This is a genomic window from Erythrobacter sp. (genome assembly GCF_040217515.1).
Classification (GTDB): Bacteria; Pseudomonadota; Alphaproteobacteria; order Sphingomonadales; family Sphingomonadaceae; genus Erythrobacter.
In genome coordinates, this window is the sequence record NZ_JAVJPT010000007.1 from 145,505 (window position 1) to 165,430 (window position 19,926).

Here is a 19,926-nt window from a genome sequence, read left to right on the forward strand (position 1 = left end):
CCTCAATCCAGTTGACTGAAACCTTGTAACAAGGTAATATTTGGCTGTTGTGTTCGTGGAGGTTCAGATGATGCCTGTGATTCGGATTAGCGATAATACATGGGAGCGCATGAAGGCTCATGCGCGCCCTTTAGAGGATACGCCTGAAGACATTGTCAGTCGTGCACTTGACGCCTTGGAAGGGAGGACGCCGGAGCAACGTAAACAAAAGAACGTCGGACGCCCTCGTTCATCACAACGTGGCAAGAAGCTGCCTCAAAAGGCGTTTCGTGAGCCTTTATTGCTGGCTCTTTCGGAACTCGGCGGGGCCGCATCACTTGACGAAGTCCGGCGGGTTCTCGAGCCGATGGTAGCGTCCAAACTTCAATCCGCAGACAAGGAGCCGGTAAGCAACGGTGATCCGCGTTGGTGGAATGCTGCATGTTGGGAGAGAAGCGAAATGGTCAAGGATGGCCTTTTGCAATCGAATTCGCCGAGAGGCAGATGGGAGCTAAGCGAAATTGGGCAGCTAGAGGCCAACGCTCTTTCGTCCCGCTAAGAATACATCCCCTTCTTCGGCCCCAAATACCCGAACAGATACGCCCCCACCTTGCGCATCTGGATCTCTTCCGACCCTTCGGTGATGCGGTAGCGTCGGTGGTGGCGGTAGATGTGCTCGAACGGCGTATGGCGCGAATAACCGATGCCGCCATGGACCTGCATCGCCCGGTCCGCCGCTTCGCAGCACAGCCGATTGGCGTAGTAATTGCACATGGAGACCTTGTCCGAGATCGTCCGCTCGATCTCTTCATGCGGCATATTGTCCATCTCCCACGCCGTCTTGAAGATCAGCAGCCGCAGCATCTCGGCCTGCGTCGCCAGTTCGACGAGCGGGAACTGGATCGCCTGGTTCCTCGCCAGCTCCTGCCCGAAAGGCTTGCGTTCCCGAGCGTATTTCACGCTTTCATCGATGCAGAACAGCGCCGCGCCGCAGGAGCTGGCCGCCTGACGGATGCGGTTCTGGTGGACGAAGCTCTGCGCGAGCGCGAGCCCGCGTCCCTCGACCCCGAGGATCGCGCTTTCGGGAACCCACACGTCCTTGACCGAAAGGCGCGGGTGGTCGGTCGGCATGTTGAAGGTCCACAGCCATTCCTCGATCTCGAGGCCGGGCGTGGGGTTGGGCACAAGGAAGCAGGTGATGCCGCTTGGCGAACCGTCCTCGCCGGAGGTCCGGGCGAACATTGCGCAATGGGTGGCGGTGTGCATGCCCGTGATCCACATCTTCTCGCCGTTGATCAGCCAGCCGTCGATCCCGTCGCGAGTCTCGCGCACCGCGCGGGTTTCCATGTGGGTCGCGTCCGATCCGTGGTCGGGTTCGGTGAGGCCGAAAGCGACGCGGCGCTTGCGCTCGAAGCCGCCGGTGATGAATTCGGCCTTCTGCTCTTCGGTCCCCCATTGTTCGAACATGGCGACGAAGGGGAAATTGCCGACAATGCTATGCTCGTTCTGGAGGTCGTTGTGGAGGCCGAGGCCCTTGCGCGCAAAGTGCTCGCGGATGACCGCCATCCACAGGTTCGAGCCGTCCTTGCCGCCGTATTTTGTCGGCGCGGAGAAGCGCCAATGGCCCGCCTTGTCGGCGCGGCGCGTCGCCTCCTTGAGCAATTGCTCCCATTCCTCGCGCGGCAGGCCGCCCGCCTCCCAGTCCGTGCGCGCATGTTCGCGGCGGTGGTCGAAGAAGCGGATATTGTCGTCCTGGTTCTCCAGCGGCTTGATGTCGGCCTCGATGAAGGCGTCGAGTTCATCGAGATAATCGGCCAGGTCCTGCGGGATCGCGAAATCCATCTATTCCTCTCCAACCCATTGTTTCCACGCCGCTTCGAGCGCAGGATATTTCGGCACGTCGGCGGCGAGCTTTTCGAGCGCCGCCTCCTTCAGTTCAGCGAGCAGCCCCGGCTCGTCGAGCCAGATGCCCCCGCCGAGAATCTCCTGCGCGAGGTCCGCGTCCTCCGGCGTCGGCATGATCGCATCGTCGCGCGCGATCATGCCAAGCGCGTTGCGCGCCACCGCGAGCTGGAAACGGTCATGGCCCTCGACCCTGTCCTTGAGCGTGGCGAGCCATTCGGAAATCGCGACCGCGATCTCGCCCGAAGTCGCCTCGCCCTGCGCAGCCGGGGCGGCGATGCCCGGATCGACGCGCTGCGTGCGCTCGGCCTCGGGCGCGTCTTCCTCCAGCAGCATCAGCAGGTCGAGTTCCTGTTCGCTGGTCCGGCGCGCAATCACCACGCGCTCGAGCATCCGGTCCGACCCGTCGCGCCACACTTTCGCGCATTTGAGGCACCCCATCGCCCACCACACGGTGCGGTGGACCAGCCAGTAACGGAACCGGTCGCGGTCCACCTTGCGCCCGCTTGTCGCTTCATAGGCGGCGAGATAGTTCTCGAGGCTGCCGAGGCCGAGCGCGGGCCGGTCATATCGGGCAAAGCGCCACACCGCCATGCAGCCGAAGGCGAGGTCCTCGTGAGGGTCCCCGAAATGGGCGAGTTCCCAGTCGAGCACGCCGGTGAGGCGCGAGTCCTCGGCAAGGATATTGCCCATGCGGTAATCGCCGTGGTTGAGCACGGGCTCGCATGGGGGCGGGCAATTGTCCTCCATCCATTTGAGGCCCAGCGCGATGATCGGCCGGTCGCCGCCCGCTTCGATGAATTGCGCGCGAAGGTCCGCGATGGCCTCGCGGTAATCCATCACCGGCACGTCATCGGGCAGGTCCGCGGGGCGCAGGGAATGGATGCGCGCAAGGTCGCGTGCGGCCTGTTTCAGCAAGCCTGCCGCATCCTCCATTGCGAGGATGTCCTTGGGATTGGGCGTGCCGGGCAAAGCGCGCATGACGAAGCCCGATCCGATGCCGTCTTCGGGTGCGAGTTCGGCCACCACTTCCGGAGCCGTGACCCCGGCTTCGCGCGCGGCGCGGATGATTGCGGCCTCGGTGGCGTGGCCGAAAGGGCGGTCGGCCATGAATTCAAGGGAGGGCGCGCGGCGCAGGACGAAATCCTCGCCCCCGCTCGAAAAGCGCCAACTTTCCATCGTCGCCCCGCCGGTGAGCCGGTGCAGCCCGTCGGGCGGGCCCATCCCGGCACGCGCGAGCGCCTTTGCGAGGCCCTCCGCAAGCGTCTCGGCATCGATCATACCAAGGCGCTTTCAGCCGGGTTTCCTACTCGAAAACCGCAAGCTAGCTTCGCCTCGGGGCCCTTTGTGTGGAATCCGCGCATCCGCACCCTCGGGAACAGCGATTTCGCGTCCCCCTGACTGGCTTTCATCAACTAAACCCCCTCACCGCGCCGCGACTCGACCCTTCGAAGGGTTCAAATCGCGGCGCGCGTGATGGAAAGTTCGGACAGCGAGTTACGCCGGGACGTTGTCCTTCTTGACCGTGATCACCTGCGGATAGGTGAACTCCTTGAGGCCTTCCTTGCCGTATTCGGCGCCGAAGCCCGACTGCTTGTGCCCGCCGAACGGGGCGAAGGGCGACAGGTGGAGGAATTCGTTGACCCACACGGTCCCGGTCTCGAGCTGTTCGGCGATCTCGACGCCCTTGTCGGGGTTCGCCGTCCAGACCGCGCCGGCAAGCCCGTATTCGGAATTGTTCGCCTTGGCGATGACCTCGTCCTCGCTCGAGAACTTCATCAGCGGCATGACGGGTCCGAACTGCTCCTCGGCGACGATCCGCGCGTCCTCGGGCGGGTTGTCGAGGATGGTGAGCGGCACGAAATAGCCCGTGCCCGAAGGGTCCTTGTCCCCGCCGAGCAGGAACTTGTAGCCCTTGTCCTTGGCGTCCTCGATCAGCTCGAGCACGCGGTCGTACTGCTTCTTGTTCTGGATCGGACCGACCCCGGTGCCCTGCTGCGCGCCGTCGCCGACCTTCACGTTCTTGGCGTATTCGACGATCGCCTCGGACAGCTCGTCATAGATGTCCTCGTGGATGTAGATCCGCTTGGCCGCGATGCAGATCTGGCCGGCATTGGAAAAGCTCGACCAGAACAGCTGTTCGGCGACCTTCTTGGGATCGGCATCGGGCAGCACGATCGAGGCATCGTTGCCGCCGAGTTCCAGCGTGATGCGCTTGAGGTCGCCGCTCGCGCCCTCCATGATCTTCTTGCCCGTCGCGGTGGAGCCGGTGAAGGTGATCTTGTCGATATCGGGATGCGCCGTGATCAGCGGGCCGAGCGAATCCTCGCCGGTGATGATGTTGACGACGCCCGCAGGCACCTTGTCCGCGATCAGTTCGGCGATGCGCAGGGTGGTCAGCGGGGTGAAGGGCGACGGTTTGAGGATGATCGTGCAGCCCGACAGCATGGCGGGGACGATCTTCTGGATCGCCATCATCACCGGGAAGTTCCACGGCACGATCCCGCCGACCACACCCACCGGCACGCGGCGGGTGCGTGAGAGGCGGCTGTCCGAGTCCTCGTTGATCTCGTCTTCGAGTTCGAGCGTCGACTGCGCCGAGGCCATGCCGGCCGCACCGTAGATTTCCTGCTGCGCCTGGGCGTGCGGCTTGCCCTGTTCGCTGGTCAGCAGGCGGAACAGTTCCTCGCCGTTCTCCTTGATCGCGCCCGCAATCGCCATGATCGCCGCACGGCGTTCCTCGATCGGTGTCTTGCGCCAGGTCTTGAACGCTTCGCGCGCGGCGCCGACGGCCTTGTCGAGTTCGCCCTGCCCGCAGGCGGGCACCTGCCCGATCACTTCCTCGTTCGCCGGATTGACCACGTCGAGCCATTCGCCGGTCTCGATCATCTCGCCGCCTATGAGGTTCCTGTATTGCTTGGCCATGTTCGTGTCCTCTCTCTCGATATCCCTGGCCGACCCGCCGTGGGGGAGTCGGATCGCGTAGGGAAAGTGACGTGTTGCAACTCAAAACGCAATTCCCGTTTCGGCAGGCAGCCTAATCCTCGCGGGAAACGCGCGCGCCTATCCATTGCGCTATCGCCGGGGCGGCTTAAGGAGCCGGGCAACAGAGGAGACATGACGCATGACCGACACCGACCGCCCCGACATCGTGATCTATGGCAGCCCCGTCTCGCCCTTCGTGCGCAAGGTGGCAGGCGTTGCAATGGAAAAGGACGTGCCTTTCGAGATCGAACCGGTCGATGTCTTTTCGCCCCCGCAATGGTTCCGCGACATCTCGCCCATGAAACGCATCCCGGTCTTGCGCGACCGCTCCATCGCCGAAGAGGGGCCTGACGGGACGATTGCGGATTCGAGCGCGATCTGCGCCTACATCGAGGCGAAGCACCCTTCGCCCACGCTCTATCCGACCGACCCCTACGCGCGAGGCCGGGCAGTGTGGATCGAGGAATATGCCGACACCGCACTCGCCCCCGCAGGCGGGCTCGGCATCTTCCGCCCGATCTTCTTCGCCGTCTCGAAGGGCGAGGAGCCGGACCTGGCCAAGGCCCGCGCGACGTGGGGCGAGCAGATGCCACCGGTGTTCGATTATCTCGAAAGCGCGCTCGGCGGGCGGGAATTCTTCGCAGGCGACGCGCTTTCCATCGCCGACATTTCTGTAACGACGATCCTGATGCAGGTTGCGCTCGTCGCGCATTTCCCGCTCGACCCGTGGCCGGCCCTTGCCGCGCATTACGATGCGATGCGCCAGCGTCTTTCGATCGGCGGTCCCTTCGCCCAAGCCGACCGCGCGATCCGCAAGGCCTTGCCCGAGCGCTTCGACCTGACCTAAGGCTTCGTCCTCCAGGGGACTTTTGACAAGAAAGGCACGCATGGCGAGCGAATGGTGCATCGGGATCATCGGCGGGTCCGGGCTCTATAATATAGAGGGCCTGGAAGACGCGCAGTGGATCGCGGTGGACACGCCTTGGGGCGACCCTTCGGACGAAATCCTGTGCGGGCGGATCGGCAAGATTAAGCTGCGCTTCCTGCCTCGCCACGGGCGGGGGCATCCGATTTCCCCGACCGAGCTCAACGGGCGGGCCAATATCGATGCTTTGAAGCGCGCGGGCTGCACCGATATCCTCGCCCTGTCGGCGGTAGGGAGCCTGCGCGAGGAGATCGAGCCGGGCCGCTTCGCCGTCGTCGAGCAGTTCATCGACCGCACCTTCAATCGTCCCTCGACCTTCTTCACAAGCGGTTTCGTCACCCATGTCTCGATGGCCGATCCGACCTGCCCGCGCCTGTCGCAGCTGATGGCCAAGGCAATCAGCGCGGCCAAGGGCAAGGTCGCGGTGGGCGCGACCTATCTCGCCATGGAAGGCCCGCAATTCTCGACCCGCGCGGAAAGCCGGATGTACCGCCAATGGGGCGCCGACATCATCGGCATGACCGCGCTGCCCGAAGCCAAGCTCGCCCGTGAAGCCGAGCTGCCCTATGCCCTCGTCGGCATGGTCACCGACTATGACTGCTGGCGGGAGGGCGAGGCGGTGGGTGTCGCCGAAGTCGTCGCGCAGATGCAGGCCAACGGCAGGCTTGCGCGCGAGGCGGTGCGCCGCTTCGTCGAGGCGTTGCCCGACACGCGCGAGCCCTCGCCGATCGACACCGCCCTGGACGATGCGGTGATTACCGCGGCGGACGAACACGATCCCGAATTGCTGGCGAAACTGGACGCGGTGGCCGGGCGGCTCTTCGCGGAGGACTAGGCCTTCCCGAGCGCGGCGAAATGCGCCTTAGTCTCGGCGAGCGTGACGACGTCGCCGTATTTCGCGTTCATGTCGAACAGGTTGGCGCGGTGGACATCCTCGTGGCGGTCGCCGACGGCCTCCTCGACCACCAGCGGTATGAAGCCGTGCTGGCAGGCATCGACACAGCTTGCGCGGATGCAGCCGCTGGTCGAAACCCCGGCGAGAACGACGCTGTCATGGCCGCCCGCGGTCAGGGTCGAGGCGAGCGAGGTGCCGAAAAAGGCGCTTGCATATTGCTTGGAGACGACGAGTTCATCCTCGGCCGGCTCGAGTCCTTTCGCCCATGCGCCCATCGCATTTCCGGCGACGAAATTGGCTAGCGCGCCGACTTTCTGCGCGAACCGCCCGCCGTCGCGCATCGAGGGGTGGAAGACGACATTGGTGTAGATTACGGGAACGCCCGCTTCGCGCGCCGCCGCGCGCAGCTCGACAGCGGCGGCGAGCGTGTCCTCAACCCCGGCATGCAGGGGGCTTTCGGGCGCGAAATAGGCTTCGACCATGTCGATGATGATCAACGCGGGACGTTCCCCGAAGCCGATCCGGCCTTCGAAGACACCGGCATAATTGCTCTTCGCGTCTTCTCTTTCACCCACCCGAAGGGCTCCTTTTGCATGCGTGGCCGGACCGGGGCCCAGTTCGCTTAGAAGTTGTAGCCGAGCTCCACCCCGAAGCGGCGCAGGCCCCCAGGCGAGAGGAACGAGCCGCCGAATTCGACCGCCGGGATGACCTCGTTGAGATAACGTGCGTCGGTCAGGTTCTCGGCAAAGGCGGTGATGCGCCAGTTCTCGCTCTCGATCCCGACACGAACATCGAGGACGCCGAACGCGTCGCGCTCGGTCACCGAATATTCCGCATCGCCGACCTCGGGCGGAAGGGCCAGCGCCGAACCGGGTAGCAGGCCGCTGAACAGGGTCGGGTTGGTATCGTCCTGGACGGTGTGGAACCAGGTCGGCCCGGTCAGGCGATAGTCGACGCGCACCACCGCATCGAGTCTGTCGCTGATCGGCGATACCGCCTGCGTGCCGATATTGACCGTGTAATCGGCGGTATAGGGGCTTTTATTGCCGACCGTGCTCGGACGCGAGGAATTGGCCTTGATCTCGCTTTCGGTGACATTGGCCGAACCGAAGATGTCCCAGCCGTCGATGATCTCGAAGGTCAGATTCGCCTCGGCCCCGTAGAGCTCGACTTCGTCGATGTTAGACACCACGCGCAGCAGGCCGAAGCCGCCAACGAAGAATTCGAAGAACTGCATGTCGTCGACCTGGGTGTAATAGCCCGCGACATCGAAAGTCAGTCGGCCGTTCAGCCCCGAACCCTTGATCCCGGCTTCGAACGCGCTCGACACTTCCTTGTCGTAGATATCCTCGATCAGGACATTGGTGCCGATGAACTGGTTGAACGCCTGGTCGACGATCGCCGCCGATCCCTGGTTGTTGAAGCCGCCCGATTTGAAGCCGATGCCCCAGTTGGCATAGAGGTTCACCTCGTCGCTGACCTCGTAGCGCAGCGACACCTTGGGCTGGAACTGGCGGAACGTCTCCTGCTGGTCGGGGAGCGGCTGGACCACCCCATTCACGACCTGCTGGCCGGGATTGATCGGACCACCGGTGAAGGGATCGAACACCGCCGGCACGAGGCTGGTCGCGCGGCGATCCTCGATATCGTAGCGCCCGGCAAGCCCGATCTCGAAGCGGTCGCTCACTGCGTAATCAAGCGAGGCGAAGGCGGCATAGACATCGGTGTCGAACGCGTCGTTGTAGAGCTGGCTGGTGGGATTGATGCTGTCCGGTTCGTTGTAGAGCTGCGGGATAATCCCCTGGCCGAGATCGGCCCCGATGCTGACGCCGACCTCGCGGTCGATGCGGAGATAATAGGCTCCGACCTGCCATTCGAGCGGGCCGTCGCCGTTCGATGCAAGACGGATTTCGCCCGAAATGTCGCTCTGGTTGCGGACCTGCAGCTGCGTCCCGTCGCAGGTCGTCGGGCTGAACGCGCCGAAGGTCGAACCGGTGGCGGGATCGAAGATGAACGGCACCGGCGTCTGGCCGATGAAAGTCGGCGCGTTGAGCGGGAACCCGGTCAGCTGCGCGGTGCTGGCGAAACAGGCGTTGGACGCCGCGACCGAAGCCGGGGTCGCTCCGGGGAAAGTGAAGCGTGCGAAATCCGCCGAGGTCCCGTCCGCGACGAGGAACTGGTCGACATCGCTGTAGAGCGCCCAGGCGGTGAGCGTCACGGCATCGAATTCGTGCTCGATCTTGGCCGAGACCTCGAAGGTCTCCTGCGTGTTGATCGGGCGGATATTGCCGTAGAAGTCGAAGGGATGCTCGTTCACGTCTTCGTAGAAAGCGGGATCGACACCTGCGAAATTGGGCAGGTGGAACGAGGTGTTATAGGCGATCGAGGCACCGTCGAGATCGGCATAGCGCGCCTTGATATCGAGCTCGGTGTTCGGCCCGAGATCGGCAACGAAACGCCCGTCGACCGACCAGATTTCCTGGTTGTCCACGAAATGGCCGTCGAGGAAGCGGTTGAAGAAAAACCCGTCGGTGTGAAAATAATTGCCCGACAGGACCAGCCCGGCGCTCTCGCCGATGGGAGTCGCCACATAGCCGTTGGCGCGGTAGGTGTTGTCCTCGGCCGCGCTTACCATCACGCTGCCCTCGAGGAAGTCGCCCGGCTTTACCGTCTGGACGACGATCGCCCCCGCCGCCGCGTTCCTGCCATACAGCGCCCCCTGCGGGCCTTTCAGGATTTCGATCTGGCGCAGCGTGCCCTGGTCCTGGTTCAACTGTGCCGTGTTGGTCTTGAGGATGCCGTCGACCACCAACGCAACCGAGCTTTCCGCATCGCGCGCGCCGTTGATCCCGCGGATGTTGATCTGGGTGTCGCCCGCCTCGGCCGTGCCGGTGACGATGGTCACGCCGGGGGTGAGCTGGACGAATTCGTCGGCCCGTTCGATCCCGGTTCGCTGCAGCGTTTCGGCGGTGAAGACGGTGACCGCGGCGGGCACTTCGGAAAGGGTTTCCGACTGGCGGCGCGCGGTGACGATGATCGCGCCTTCTTCCTGTTCGGCGCGTTCGCCCCCGGCATCCTGCGCCAGCGCGGGCGCGGCGGCGAGCATAGCGCCAAGGGCGGCGCCGCCTGCGAGAACGGTCTTGAACTTGAGCATTGCCACGACTCCCCTGTCGATCCGGGCGCTATTCACAGGACACCCGGCGGGCATCGACCGATCGCCCGGCCGGTGCGGTGCAAACGGGGACCGGGGGCACGCCGAGCACGACACACCCTCTCCCCCGAATGGCGATGGCTTATTGTATACAATTTGCGCCCGTCAAGGAAAATTGGTAGCGCAGGGGCGATGGCTCACGGGAAGGGCGCAGGTGATGATTTCGAGTAACACTTCTGTCATCGGGGCGGTCCGGTGACGCGCGCTTCCGATAAGGCCTATGCCAAGATCCGCGCCTTCCTTCTCGGCGGCGGGGCGCATCCGGGCGAACAGGTGACCGAGGAACGCCTGGCAGAGATCGCCGGGGTCAGCCGGACCCCGGTGCGCGAGGCGATGCGGCGGCTCGAGAACGAACTCCTTCTGGTGCGCAGCCCGTCCAAGCGGATCTTCGTTGCAGACTGGTCGCGCGACGATATCGACGAGATGTTCACTTTGCGCCAGATGCTCGAAGGCCATGCCGCGAAGCGCGCGGCGCAGCGGCTGACGGTGAAAGAGATCGACCGATTGGAAGAGGTCAACGCGACCTTGCGCGAAGCGATCGCCACCGACCAGCCCGACATTCCCCGCTTCCTCGAGGCCAACCGCAGCTTCCATGACATCATCACAACGGCCGCGCGTTCGCCCCGGCTGGCCCAGGTGCTCGCCATGCTCGTCGAACAGCCTGTGCTGGTGCGCACCGCGCGGCATTATTCGGTGCGCGACCTGAAGCAGTCGGCGCGCGACCATGACGAACTTGTCGCCGCCTTCCGCGCGGGCGACCCCGACTGGGCACAGGCGGTCATGAAAAGCCACCTGCGCCGCGCTTTCCACACTTTCGCCGATGCTGCGCAAGCCGAGGCAAGCGCGGCGAACGATGCCGCCGAATAGGACCTAGATGATCCCGCGCTCCGAAAGGTCGGCCAAGGCGCGGCTGTCCATGCCGAGCAGTTCGCCATAGACTTCCTCGTTGTGCTGGCCGAGTTCCGGCCCGACCCATTCGATGCCGCCCGGCGTCGCCGAAAGCTTCGGCGCGACATTCTGCATCTTGAAATTCTCGTGCCTGGGATGCGGCACGTCGACGATCGCCTCGCGCGCGGCGAAATGCGGATCGTCGAGCATTTCGGGGGCGCGATAGATATTGCCCGCCGGAACGCCGTGTTCCTCGCACAGCGCGAGCACTTCCTTGCTGGTGCGCTGTTTCGTCCATTCACCGATCATTGCGTCGAGTTCGGCCTGACGTTCACCGCGCGCGACATGGCTGTTGTAGCGCGGATCATCGCCCAGTTCGGGCACGCCCATCATCGTCGCCATGCGCTTCCAAACGCTGTCCTGGTTGCCCGCGACCAGCACGCTGCCGTCCTTGGTCGGATAGACGTTTGAAGGGGCGATCTTGGGCAGGATCGAGCCGGTCCGTTCGCGGATGTGACCGGTCACGGTGTATTCGGGAACGGTCGATTCCATCATCGCCAGCACCGCTTCGTAGATCGCCGAATCGACCACCTGCCCCTTGCCGGTCCGGTGGCGGTTTTCAAGCGCCATGAGCGCACCGAGACAGGCATAGGTCGCCGCCAGCGAGTCCCCGATCGAGAGCCCTGCGCGGCTCGGCGGGCGATCCGGTTCGCCCGCGATGTAGCGCATCCCGCCCATCGCTTCGCCGATCCCGCCATAGCCCGCGCGCGACGAATAGGGGCCGGACTGTCCATATCCCGAGACGCGGATCATGATCAGCGCCTCGTTTACGGCGGATAGTTCCTCCCAGCCCAGATTCCAGCGCTCGAGCGTGCCGGGACGGAAATTCTCGAGCAGGAAATCGGCCTTCGCGGCAAGCTGCCTGACAATGCCCTGCCCCTCCTTTTCACGCAGGTTGAGGGTGATCGACTTCTTGTTACGCGCGACGACCGAGAACCACAACGGGATGCCCTGTCCCCAATTGCGCATCGCATCGCCGACCTTGGGCGGCTCCACCTTGATCACCTCGGCCCCGTGATCCGCCATCAGCTGGCCGCAGAACGGCCCCGCGATCAGCTGGCCCATCTCGATCAACCGCAACCCGGAAAGAGCGCCCTGCGCCATGATGTCCCTTTCGTCTCGTCGAAATCGAAATCCCAGCAGTCGGGCTTTGTCAGCCCCCGCTGCGCAATCGGGCCTATACAGAGCGATTTTGCATTTGTATACAATTTGCGTATCACGCGCCGAACGATTCACCGTCCAGCGAGCGGAGGCCGTCCATGACCCAACCAATCGAAGTTCTCGAGGTCGGCCCGCGCGACGGGCTTCAGAACGAAGCGGACATAATCTCCACCGCCGACAAGCTGGCGCTCATCGAGGCGATGATCGGTTATGGCGCGAAGAGGCTCGAGGTCGCCAGCTTCGTCCATCCAGGGCGCGTGCCGCAGATGGCCGATGCCGAAGCGGTGATTGCAGGACTGCCGGATCGCGAGGATGTCCAGTATATCGGCCTCACTCTCAACAAGCGTGGGATCATGCGCGCACTCGCCACCCGCGAGGGCGGCTCCGAAAACGAGAAAGGGCGCGGCATCGACCAGGCCGGATGCGTGATCGTGGCAAGTGACACGTTCGGGCAGAAGAACCAGGGCCAGACGATTGCCGAGGGTATCGCGGAAACGCGCGACATGTTGCGCTTCGCCAAGTCCGAGGGGCTTTCGGCACAGGTCACGATCTCTGCCGCCTTCGGCTGCCCCTTCGAGGGCAAGGTCAAGAGCGAAACCGTGCTTGCCATCGCCGAGGAACTCGCCGCCGAGGACCCGGCCGAGATCGCGCTCGCCGACACCATCGGGGTGGGCGTTCCCGCGCAGGTCACGGAACTGTTCGGCAGGCTCGGCGAATTGCTCGCGGGGCGGATACCGATGCGCTGCCATTTCCACGACACGCGCGGCACGGGCATCGCCAATGCTTGGGCGGCCTACGGGGCGGGCGTGCGGACCTTCGACGCCTCGCTCGGCGGGCTCGGCGGTTGTCCCTTCGCCCCGCGCGCGACGGGCAACATCGCGACCGAGGACCTCGTTTACATGATGGACAATTCGGACGTGGACACGAATATCGATCTCGAAGCGGCGATCGCGGCCAACCGCGCCTTCGCCGAAGTGCTGGGCCGCGAATTGCCGTCGCGCGTGACGCGGGCCGCCTAGGGAAACTTACTGGCCGCACAGCGCGGCAACAGGGGAGATTGCATGACTTACAGGCTTGGCGTCGATGTCGGGGGGACCTTCACCGACCTCCTGCTGTTCGACGAGGACAGCGGGCGCTTCTGGCGGCACAAGACGCCTTCGACCCCGCACGACTCGTCGGAAGGCATCCTCAACGGGGTGCGCGCGATCACCGAGCAGGCGGGCGTTTCGCTTAAGGACGTGGTCTATTTCCTCCACGGCACGACGGTCGCGACCAATGCCGTGCTCGAAGGCAAGGGCGCGAAGGTCGGGCTGGTGACGACCGAAGGCTACCGCGACGTCATGCAGATCGCGCGCAGCTTCGTGCCCGGCGGGCTCGCCGCGTGGATCGTCTGGCCCAAGCCGCAGCCGCTCGCCCATCTCGAGGACACGGTGGAAGTAGCGGGCCGGATGGATGCCGACGGGAACGAAGTGCGCCCGCTGGACGAGGACGCGGTGCGCTCCGCCCTGCAGAAGCTCAAGGGTCAGGGGATCGAGGCGCTGACGGTCAGCCTCATCAACGCCTATGTCAACGGCGCGCACGAGGCGCGCATCGGCGAGATCGCAGCGGAGGAACTGCCAGGCATTCCGGTTTCGCTCAGCCATGAAGTCCTGCCCGAAATGCAGGAATACGAACGCACGCTTTCGACCGTGGCCAATGCGGCGGTGCGCCCGGTGGTGAGCAAGTATGTCTCGAACCTGCGGACCAAGCTTTCGGACGATGGCTTTGCCGGCAGGCTTTCGCTGCTGCGCTCCGACGGCGGACTGATGAGCAGCGAGAAAGCCGAAGAGCATCCGGTCAATATCCTTATGTCCGGCCCTGCCGGCGGCGTTACCGGCGCGCTTTGGGTGGCGAAGAATGCGGGGCTGACAAACATCCTCACGCTGGACGTGGGCGGCACCTCGACCGACGTCGCGCTGATCGAGGGTCTGGAGCCCCGGCGCGAGCGCACGACCGATGTCGGGCACCTGTCGGTCCGCGCCTCATCGCTCGACGTGAAGACCGTGGGCGCGGGCGGCGGATCGGTCGCGCACGTGCCCGAACTGACAAAGGCGCTGCGCGTCGGCCCGGAAAGCGCAGGCGCGGTGCCGGGTCCGGTCGCCTATGGCAAGGGCGGCGAGGTTCCGACCGTGACCGACGCGAACGTGGTGCTCGGCTACCTGCCCGAGGACCTTCTCGGCGGCAGCTTCCGCCTCGACCGCGAGGCGGCGAAGGCGGCGGTGCAGACCATTGCCGACGCGCTCGGCGTGAGCCTGATGGAAGCCGCGCGCGGGATCATCGATATCGTCAATGAAAACATGTTCGGCGCGCTGCGGATGATCAGCGTCCAGCAGGGCTACGACCCGCGCGAATTCGCGCTGATGGGCTTCGGCGGGGCCGGGCCGCTGCACGTCAACGCCGTGGCCAAGCTGATGGGTTCGTGGCCCGCCGTCTCGCCCGTTTCGCCGGGCGTGCTGTGCGCACTGGGCGATGCGACGACGCGAATGCGGACCGAGACCGCGCGCAGTTTCTCGCGGCTTGCCAAGGACACGGCGATTTCCGACCTCGAGGCGGTGCTCGACGAAATGGCCGCGCAGACCCGCGGCGAGCTGATCGCGGACGGGGTGGCGGAAGACCAGATCGCGATCGAGTTCGAAGTCGACATCCGCTATGCCGGGCAGGCCTTCGAAGTCCCGCTGACCATCGACAAGGCCGTGCTCGAAAAGGACGGAATCGAAGGCATCCTCGCCCGCTTCGACGAGGAGCACCTGCGCCTGTTCACTTTCAACATGGAAACGCCGCACGAAATCGTGAACCTGCGCGCTGTCGCGCTGGGCCAGCCGCCTTCCCTTCCCGCAGCCGAATTGCCCAAGGGCGACGGCGATCCTTCAGCCGCGAAGATCCGCGACCACACGCTGTGGATGGACGGGCGCGAGCAGCCGGCCGTGATCTACGACCGCTCGAAGCTGAAACAGGGAGACCGCATCCCCGGCCCGGCCATCATCACCGAGATGGATTCGACCACGCTCGTCGAAAGCGGCTGCATTGCCACCATCGACGCGGTCGGTAACATCCTCATCAATCCGGAGGGCTGACATCATGCCTGCACGTATCGTCGAGACCAACGACACGCCGTTCAACAAGGTCGCGATCGACCCCGTCACGCTCGACATCATCGAGAACGCGCTGCGCAATGCCCGGATCGAGATGGACGCGACGCTGGTGCGCACCGCCATGAGCCCCGGCATTCGCGAACAGGGCGACGCCTTCCCGATGATCGCGGACCCTGCGGGCAAGATGATTGTCGGCCAGTTCGGCAGCTTCATCGACGGGTTCCTGCGCGGCTTCGACGACACGCTCGAGGACGGCGACCTGATCCTGCTCTCCGATCCTTATTCCTGCGAGGGCGCGATCAGCCATTCGAACGACTGGCTCGTCCTGCTCCCCGTGTTCAAGGACGGGCGGCTGATCGCCTACACCGCGATGTTCGGCCACCAGTCCGACATCGGCGGCATGGTCCCCGGCTCGATGCCGATCGGCGCGTCCTCGATCTTCGAGGAAGGGGTGCGCATCCCGCCGGTCAAGATCTGGAAGCAGGGCGAATACAATCACGACCTGATGAAGCTCGTCATGCACCAGACGAGGAAGCCCGACTGGTGCCAGGCCGACCTCAACGCGCTCATCGCCTCGTGCCGCGTGGCGAGCCGCCGCGTGATCGAGATGGCCGAACGTTTCGGCGACGACGTCTATTATTCCGCGACGCAGGAACTGCTCGACCGCAATCACCGCGCGATGAGGGCGCTAATCTCCATGGCTGTGGCCGAGGAGCCGGTGAGCTTCGAGGATTATCTGTGCGACGACGGCAAGGGCTTCGGACCTTACAAGATCAAGTGCACCATGCGGCGCGAGGGCGAAAAGGTCATCCTCGATTTCGACGGGACCGACCCGCAGAGCGCGGCCTCGATCAATTTCTATTTGAACGAGAACATGTTCAAGATGTTCTTCGGCATCTACATGATCATGGTCTTCGACCCGCAGATCATGTTCAATGACGGGTTCTACGACCTCATCGAGGTGCGCATTCCCGAGGGATCGCTGCTCAAGCCGAAATTCCCCGCTGCGCTGTCGGGCCGCACCCATGCGCTGGGCCGGATCTTCGACATCCTCGGCGGGCTGCTCGGACAAAAGACGCCGGAATTCCTCAACGCCGCCGGCTTCTCGTCGAGCCCGCATCTGTTCTATTCGGGATGGGACAATCGCAAAAACACGCGCGAGTGGTTCCAGCTTTTCCAGATCGGCTTCGGCGGGATCCCGGGCCGCCCGCTGGGCGACGGGCCGGACGGGCATTCGCTGTGGCCGGGCTTTACCAACGTTCCGAACGAATTCCTCGAACGCTATTTCCCGCTGCGGATCGAGCGTTATTCGACCGAGCCCGACAGCGGCGGGGCGGGCCTCCACCGCGGTGGCAACGGCATTCACATGACCTACCGCTTCCTCGCCGATGGGAACATCGCGATCCATGACGACCGCTGGTTCGTGCCGCCTTGGGGCGTCAATGGCGGCCATCCCGGCATGCGCGCGAAGAAGGTGATCGAACGGGTCGACGGCACGAGCGAAATCGTCGGCAACAAGGTCGAGGACGTCGAGGTGCGCGCCGGAGACCTCCTCCACTTCATCACCTGGGGCGGCGGCGGCTGGGGCGACCCGCTCGAACGCGATCCCGAACTGGTGGGCCTCGAAATCCGGCAGGGCCTCGTCACGAGCGAAGGCGCAAAGGCCTATGGCGTTGTCGCCGATGCGAAAGGCTCGGTCGATACCGAGGCGACCGCCACGCTGCGCGAGGAGATGAAGGTGTCGCGCGGGGACCTTCCGCTGTTCGACTACGGCCCGGGCATCGAAAAGCTGCGCGCGTCCTGCGAGGCCGAAACCGGCCTTCCCGCGCCGCGCCAGCCCGAATGGAGAGACCTCGCCGAAGCCGCGGAATAAGCTTCAGCCGCTCGGCGGGTGGAACAGCGCCTCGTCGAGCGGTCCATCCACCCCCGTCTCGGTCCACAACACCGTGTTGCTCTTGATCCCGTCATAGAGCAGCGTCACCTCCCGCGCCTGCACCCAGCCATTGGGCAGGCGCGCGAAATCGGCGTAGAGCCGCTCGTGAAACCCGCGCGGGGTGTCGAAGGCGAGATAGGTGATGAAGCCGCTTTCCGTATCGAAGCCGAACAGCGTCTCGGCCCCCTGCAGGTCGACGATGCGCACCAGCCGCGTCTCGCGTCCAAGAATGTCGCGCGAAGGGGCGTGGTGGAGCGCGAACCCCTCGCCGAGGGCCTGCCGCACCACGCCGAAGCCGAAATTGTTCGCCCAGTATGCGTCCGCCTGTGCCTTCGGCATGATCCCGCGCTCGGTCCAGGTCGTCTCACCGTCATAGCCGATTTCGAACAGCACCCGCTCGCCCGATTTCGCGACGATCCGCACCTTGCCCGAAGCCTCGTGCGCGCTCGCGCGGTCGGGGTCGAAGGCGCGCCACATCCGGTAGTCGTCGGCGCGCGAACGGACCGCACCCGTCTCGCGGTCATAGAAGACCGCCTCGCCCGACAGCGCGAGGGTCGTCGGAGTGAGCCAGACTTCGCCGCCATGCGCGGCGATCGCGCGTTCGAGCGTCGCGCGCGGGCTAGGCTCCTCGGCGTTTGCGGGAAGGCCCATCACCGCCGCCAGCATCGCCAGCCCGATCTTCGCCAGCCCCCGCATCGCCTCTCTCCCGATTTGTCCGGACATCTTTACCAAGCATGGCGCGCTGGGCTAGGCAAGCGGGATGATCAGGCTCGCCGCCCTCGCCGCTCTCGCCGCCGCCGCCCCAGCGATAGCCGAGGACCGGCTCGCCCCCGGTATCTGGACCAACACCGAAGACACCTATTTCGCCGAGGAAGAAGGCCGCCAGCGCGCACCGGACCGGCTCTTCGAGATCGCCGATGACGGGCGCTGGCGCGCGATCGACGCTTTCGGCGCGCCACAGGGCGAATGGAAGGGCGGCCCGATTTCCGGCCTCGCCCCTCGGGCCGAAGGAGGCTGGCAGGTCGAGGGCAGCGAGATCCGCCGCGCGCGGATGTTCACGTGCTGGCTTTCGGTGCGGAAATTCGCGGGCAAGCCCGACGGCAGCGCCGCCTGGACCTTCGCGCGCGGGCTTCGCGTCTTCGACCAAGGCGGACGCGTTCTCGTCCCCGGCGAGGGCGCCGCGCCCGACATCACCTTGAGGATGCGCAACGTCACCTGGGCGAAAGGCAGTCGCAATCGCCCCAGCCTCGTGCTCTACGTGCACAAGGACGACCCAGAACGCGCCGAAAGCTACGCCTGGGCCTCGCCCGATGCGAGCCTTGTCGGCATCAACCTGCGCTGGTTGCAGGGCAGCTGCGTGCTCGACGAAGGAGAAACCGCATGAAATCGACCCGCGCCGTAATTCGGCAACATGGCGGCCCCGAAGTGATCGACTGGATCGAGGAGGACGCCCCCGCGCCCGGCCCCGGCGAGGTTCTGATCGAACACGGCGCGGTGGGACTCAATTTCATCGACACCTACCATCGCACCGGGCTCTATCCGGTCGACCTGCCGAGCGGGCTGGGGCTGGAGGCTGCGGGGCGGATCGTCGCCACCGGCGAGGGCGTGAGCGACTGGGGCGAGGGCGATCGCGTCGCCTATATGGGCCCAGGCCTCGGCGCCTATGCGACCCACCGCGTCATGCCCGCCTCAGCCCTGTTCAAGGTGCCGGACGGCATTTCAGACGAGGTCGCCGCCGCAGCGATCCTGAAAGCCGCGACGACCGAGGGCCTCGTCGAACGCTGCGCCGGGGTAAAGGCGGGCGACACCGTGCTGGTCCACGCCGCCGCCGGGGGCGTGGGCCTCATCATGGTGCAATGGCTGAAAGCGATCGGGGCGAGCGTCATCGGAACCGTCTCGACCGAGGCCAAGGCGGACCTCGCGCGCGAAGCGGGCTGCCACCACGTCATCCGCTACGACGAGGAAGACATCGCCCGGCGCGTGCGCGATATCACCGGCAGGGCAGGCGTACCGGTGGTGCTCGACGGAGTGGGGAAGGATACGTTCATGGCCTCGCTCGACAGCCTCGCCCCGCGGGGGCTGCTCGTCAGTTTCGGCAATGCGAGCGGGCCGGTCGACGGGGTCAATCTCGGCATCCTCGCGCAGAAGGGCTCGCTTTTCGTCACCCGCCCGACGCTGTTCCATTACTATGCCACGCCCGAAGAACGCGAGGCGGGCATGGGCCGCGTCTGGGAGATGATCGGCAGCGGCAAGGTCAAGGTGACGGTCGGTCAGACCTATCCGCTCGCCGAAGCGGCGCAGGCGCACCGCGATCTCGAGGCGCGCCGCACCATCGGATCGACGGTGCTGGTCCCGTGAAGCGCCTGCTTGCCCCCCTCGCCGCGCTCGCGCTGCTGTCCTGTGCGAGCGCCGAACCGCCGCTTTCGGCTGCTCCCACGAACGAACTGTCCCCCGCCGGGTTGGAGGAGGCGGGAGCCTATTGGCAGGTACTCTACGAGGCGGGCGAATGGGAGGAGTTGCGGACGCTCTACGCCGACGATGCCGTGCTGATGACGCAGGGCCAGGCAAAGATCGAAGGCGCCGATGCGATCCTCGCCTTCCTCCAGCGGCTGTCGAACATGGGGGCCGAAGTGGCCTTCCGGTTTCAGCCGGAAGAGGCATTTGTCGAAGGCGATCGCGGCTTCGTCACGGCGAAATACCGAATGGACATAGCCTTCCCTGGCAAGGAGCCGAGCGTGGTCGTGGGGCGCAGTTTCCTCGTCTACAAGTGGCGGGACGGTCGCTGGAAGCTGTGGCGCGACATCGACAATCTCGCGCCCGACGTGACGGCGGAAGATTTCGAGCGCTAGGCGCGGC

The 19,926-nt window shown here is 65.0% G+C and carries 17 protein-coding genes; 10 read left to right on the plus strand and 7 right to left on the minus strand.

The window, feature by feature from the left end:
- The first annotated feature begins 109 nt into the window (after positions 1-109).
- Positions 110-538, plus strand: a complete 429-nt coding sequence (locus RIB52_RS09130; RefSeq protein ID WP_350175304.1) for a winged helix-turn-helix domain-containing protein — start codon at positions 110-112, stop codon at positions 536-538.
- Here the strand turns inward: RIB52_RS09130 and RIB52_RS09135 are convergent.
- From RIB52_RS09135 to RIB52_RS09145, 3 genes are all read right to left on the minus strand, one after another.
- A complete protein-coding gene (locus RIB52_RS09135; protein ID WP_350175113.1) occupies positions 535-1,821 on the minus strand; it encodes an acyl-CoA dehydrogenase family protein in 1,287 nt (428 codons plus the stop codon). The two genes, RIB52_RS09130 and RIB52_RS09135, sit on opposite strands and share 4 nt — an antisense overlap.
- The gene (locus RIB52_RS09140; protein ID WP_350175114.1) at positions 1,822-3,162 is read right to left on the minus strand and encodes a phosphotransferase; all 1,341 of its coding nucleotides are present in this window, start codon (positions 3,160-3,162) and stop codon (positions 1,822-1,824) included.
- Between the two features lie 216 nt (positions 3,163-3,378).
- Entirely contained in the window at positions 3,379-4,806 is a 1,428-nt protein-coding gene (locus RIB52_RS09145; protein ID WP_350175115.1) for an aldehyde dehydrogenase family protein, read from the minus strand.
- Positions 4,807-5,005: 199 nt separating this feature from the next.
- Here RIB52_RS09145 and RIB52_RS09150 point away from each other — a divergent pair, with 199 nt between their 5' ends.
- Together RIB52_RS09150 and mtnP are read left to right on the plus strand one after the other, a co-directional pair.
- A complete protein-coding gene (locus tag RIB52_RS09150) occupies positions 5,006-5,713 on the plus strand; it encodes a glutathione S-transferase family protein (RefSeq protein WP_350175116.1) in 708 nt (235 codons plus the stop codon).
- A 40-nt stretch (positions 5,714-5,753) separates the two neighbouring features.
- The gene (mtnP, locus tag RIB52_RS09155) at positions 5,754-6,626 is read left to right on the plus strand and encodes an S-methyl-5'-thioadenosine phosphorylase (protein WP_350175117.1); all 873 of its coding nucleotides are present in this window, start codon (positions 5,754-5,756) and stop codon (positions 6,624-6,626) included.
- Here the strand turns inward: mtnP and RIB52_RS09160 are convergent.
- Both RIB52_RS09160 and RIB52_RS09165 read right to left on the minus strand, forming a co-directional pair.
- A complete protein-coding gene (locus RIB52_RS09160) occupies positions 6,623-7,261 on the minus strand; it encodes an isochorismatase family protein (RefSeq protein WP_350175118.1) in 639 nt (212 codons plus the stop codon). The genes mtnP and RIB52_RS09160 overlap by 4 nt on opposite strands.
- Before the next feature lie 47 nt (positions 7,262-7,308).
- Entirely contained in the window at positions 7,309-9,840 is a 2,532-nt protein-coding gene (locus RIB52_RS09165) for a TonB-dependent receptor (protein ID WP_350175119.1), read from the minus strand.
- Between the two features lie 252 nt (positions 9,841-10,092).
- Between RIB52_RS09165 and RIB52_RS09170 the strand changes: the two genes are divergently transcribed.
- The gene (locus RIB52_RS09170; RefSeq protein WP_350175120.1) at positions 10,093-10,764 is read left to right on the plus strand and encodes a GntR family transcriptional regulator; all 672 of its coding nucleotides are present in this window, start codon (positions 10,093-10,095) and stop codon (positions 10,762-10,764) included.
- A gap of 3 nt (positions 10,765-10,767) precedes the next feature.
- Here RIB52_RS09170 and RIB52_RS09175 read toward each other — a convergent pair whose 3' ends face one another.
- Entirely contained in the window at positions 10,768-11,949 is a 1,182-nt protein-coding gene (locus RIB52_RS09175; RefSeq protein WP_350175121.1) for a CaiB/BaiF CoA transferase family protein, read from the minus strand.
- 155 nt (positions 11,950-12,104) lie between these two features.
- On the opposite strand from RIB52_RS09175, the gene RIB52_RS09180 reads away from it, so the two are divergent.
- From RIB52_RS09180 to RIB52_RS09190, 3 genes are read left to right on the plus strand one after another with little or no spacing between them, the layout of a single operon-like run.
- The gene (locus RIB52_RS09180; protein WP_350175122.1) at positions 12,105-13,025 is read left to right on the plus strand and encodes a hydroxymethylglutaryl-CoA lyase; all 921 of its coding nucleotides are present in this window, start codon (positions 12,105-12,107) and stop codon (positions 13,023-13,025) included.
- A 42-nt stretch (positions 13,026-13,067) separates the two neighbouring features.
- The gene (locus tag RIB52_RS09185; protein ID WP_350175123.1) at positions 13,068-15,119 is read left to right on the plus strand and encodes a hydantoinase/oxoprolinase family protein; all 2,052 of its coding nucleotides are present in this window, start codon (positions 13,068-13,070) and stop codon (positions 15,117-15,119) included.
- 4 nt (positions 15,120-15,123) lie between these two features.
- The gene (locus RIB52_RS09190) at positions 15,124-17,010 is read left to right on the plus strand and encodes a hydantoinase B/oxoprolinase family protein (RefSeq protein WP_350175124.1); all 1,887 of its coding nucleotides are present in this window, start codon (positions 15,124-15,126) and stop codon (positions 17,008-17,010) included.
- 3 nt (positions 17,011-17,013) lie between these two features.
- Here RIB52_RS09190 and RIB52_RS09195 read toward each other — a convergent pair whose 3' ends face one another.
- Positions 17,014-17,793, minus strand: coding sequence for a hypothetical protein (locus tag RIB52_RS09195; protein WP_350175125.1), 780 nt, complete (start codon positions 17,791-17,793; stop codon positions 17,014-17,016).
- Between the two features lie 37 nt (positions 17,794-17,830).
- Here RIB52_RS09195 and RIB52_RS09200 point away from each other — a divergent pair, with 37 nt between their 5' ends.
- From RIB52_RS09200 to RIB52_RS09210, 3 genes are read left to right on the plus strand one after another with little or no spacing between them, the layout of a single operon-like run.
- Positions 17,831-18,454 carry a hypothetical protein gene (locus RIB52_RS09200; RefSeq protein ID WP_350175126.1) on the plus strand — a complete coding sequence of 208 codons (624 nt, stop codon included), beginning with the start codon at positions 17,831-17,833 and terminating at the stop codon, positions 18,452-18,454.
- A complete protein-coding gene (locus RIB52_RS09205) occupies positions 18,451-19,428 on the plus strand; it encodes a quinone oxidoreductase family protein (RefSeq protein WP_350175127.1) in 978 nt (325 codons plus the stop codon). The genes RIB52_RS09200 and RIB52_RS09205 overlap by 4 nt, the downstream gene beginning before the upstream one ends.
- The gene (locus RIB52_RS09210) at positions 19,425-19,919 is read left to right on the plus strand and encodes a YybH family protein (protein WP_350175128.1); all 495 of its coding nucleotides are present in this window, start codon (positions 19,425-19,427) and stop codon (positions 19,917-19,919) included. Before RIB52_RS09205 ends, RIB52_RS09210 begins: the two co-directional genes overlap by 4 nt.
- Positions 19,920-19,926 lie beyond the last annotated feature (7 nt).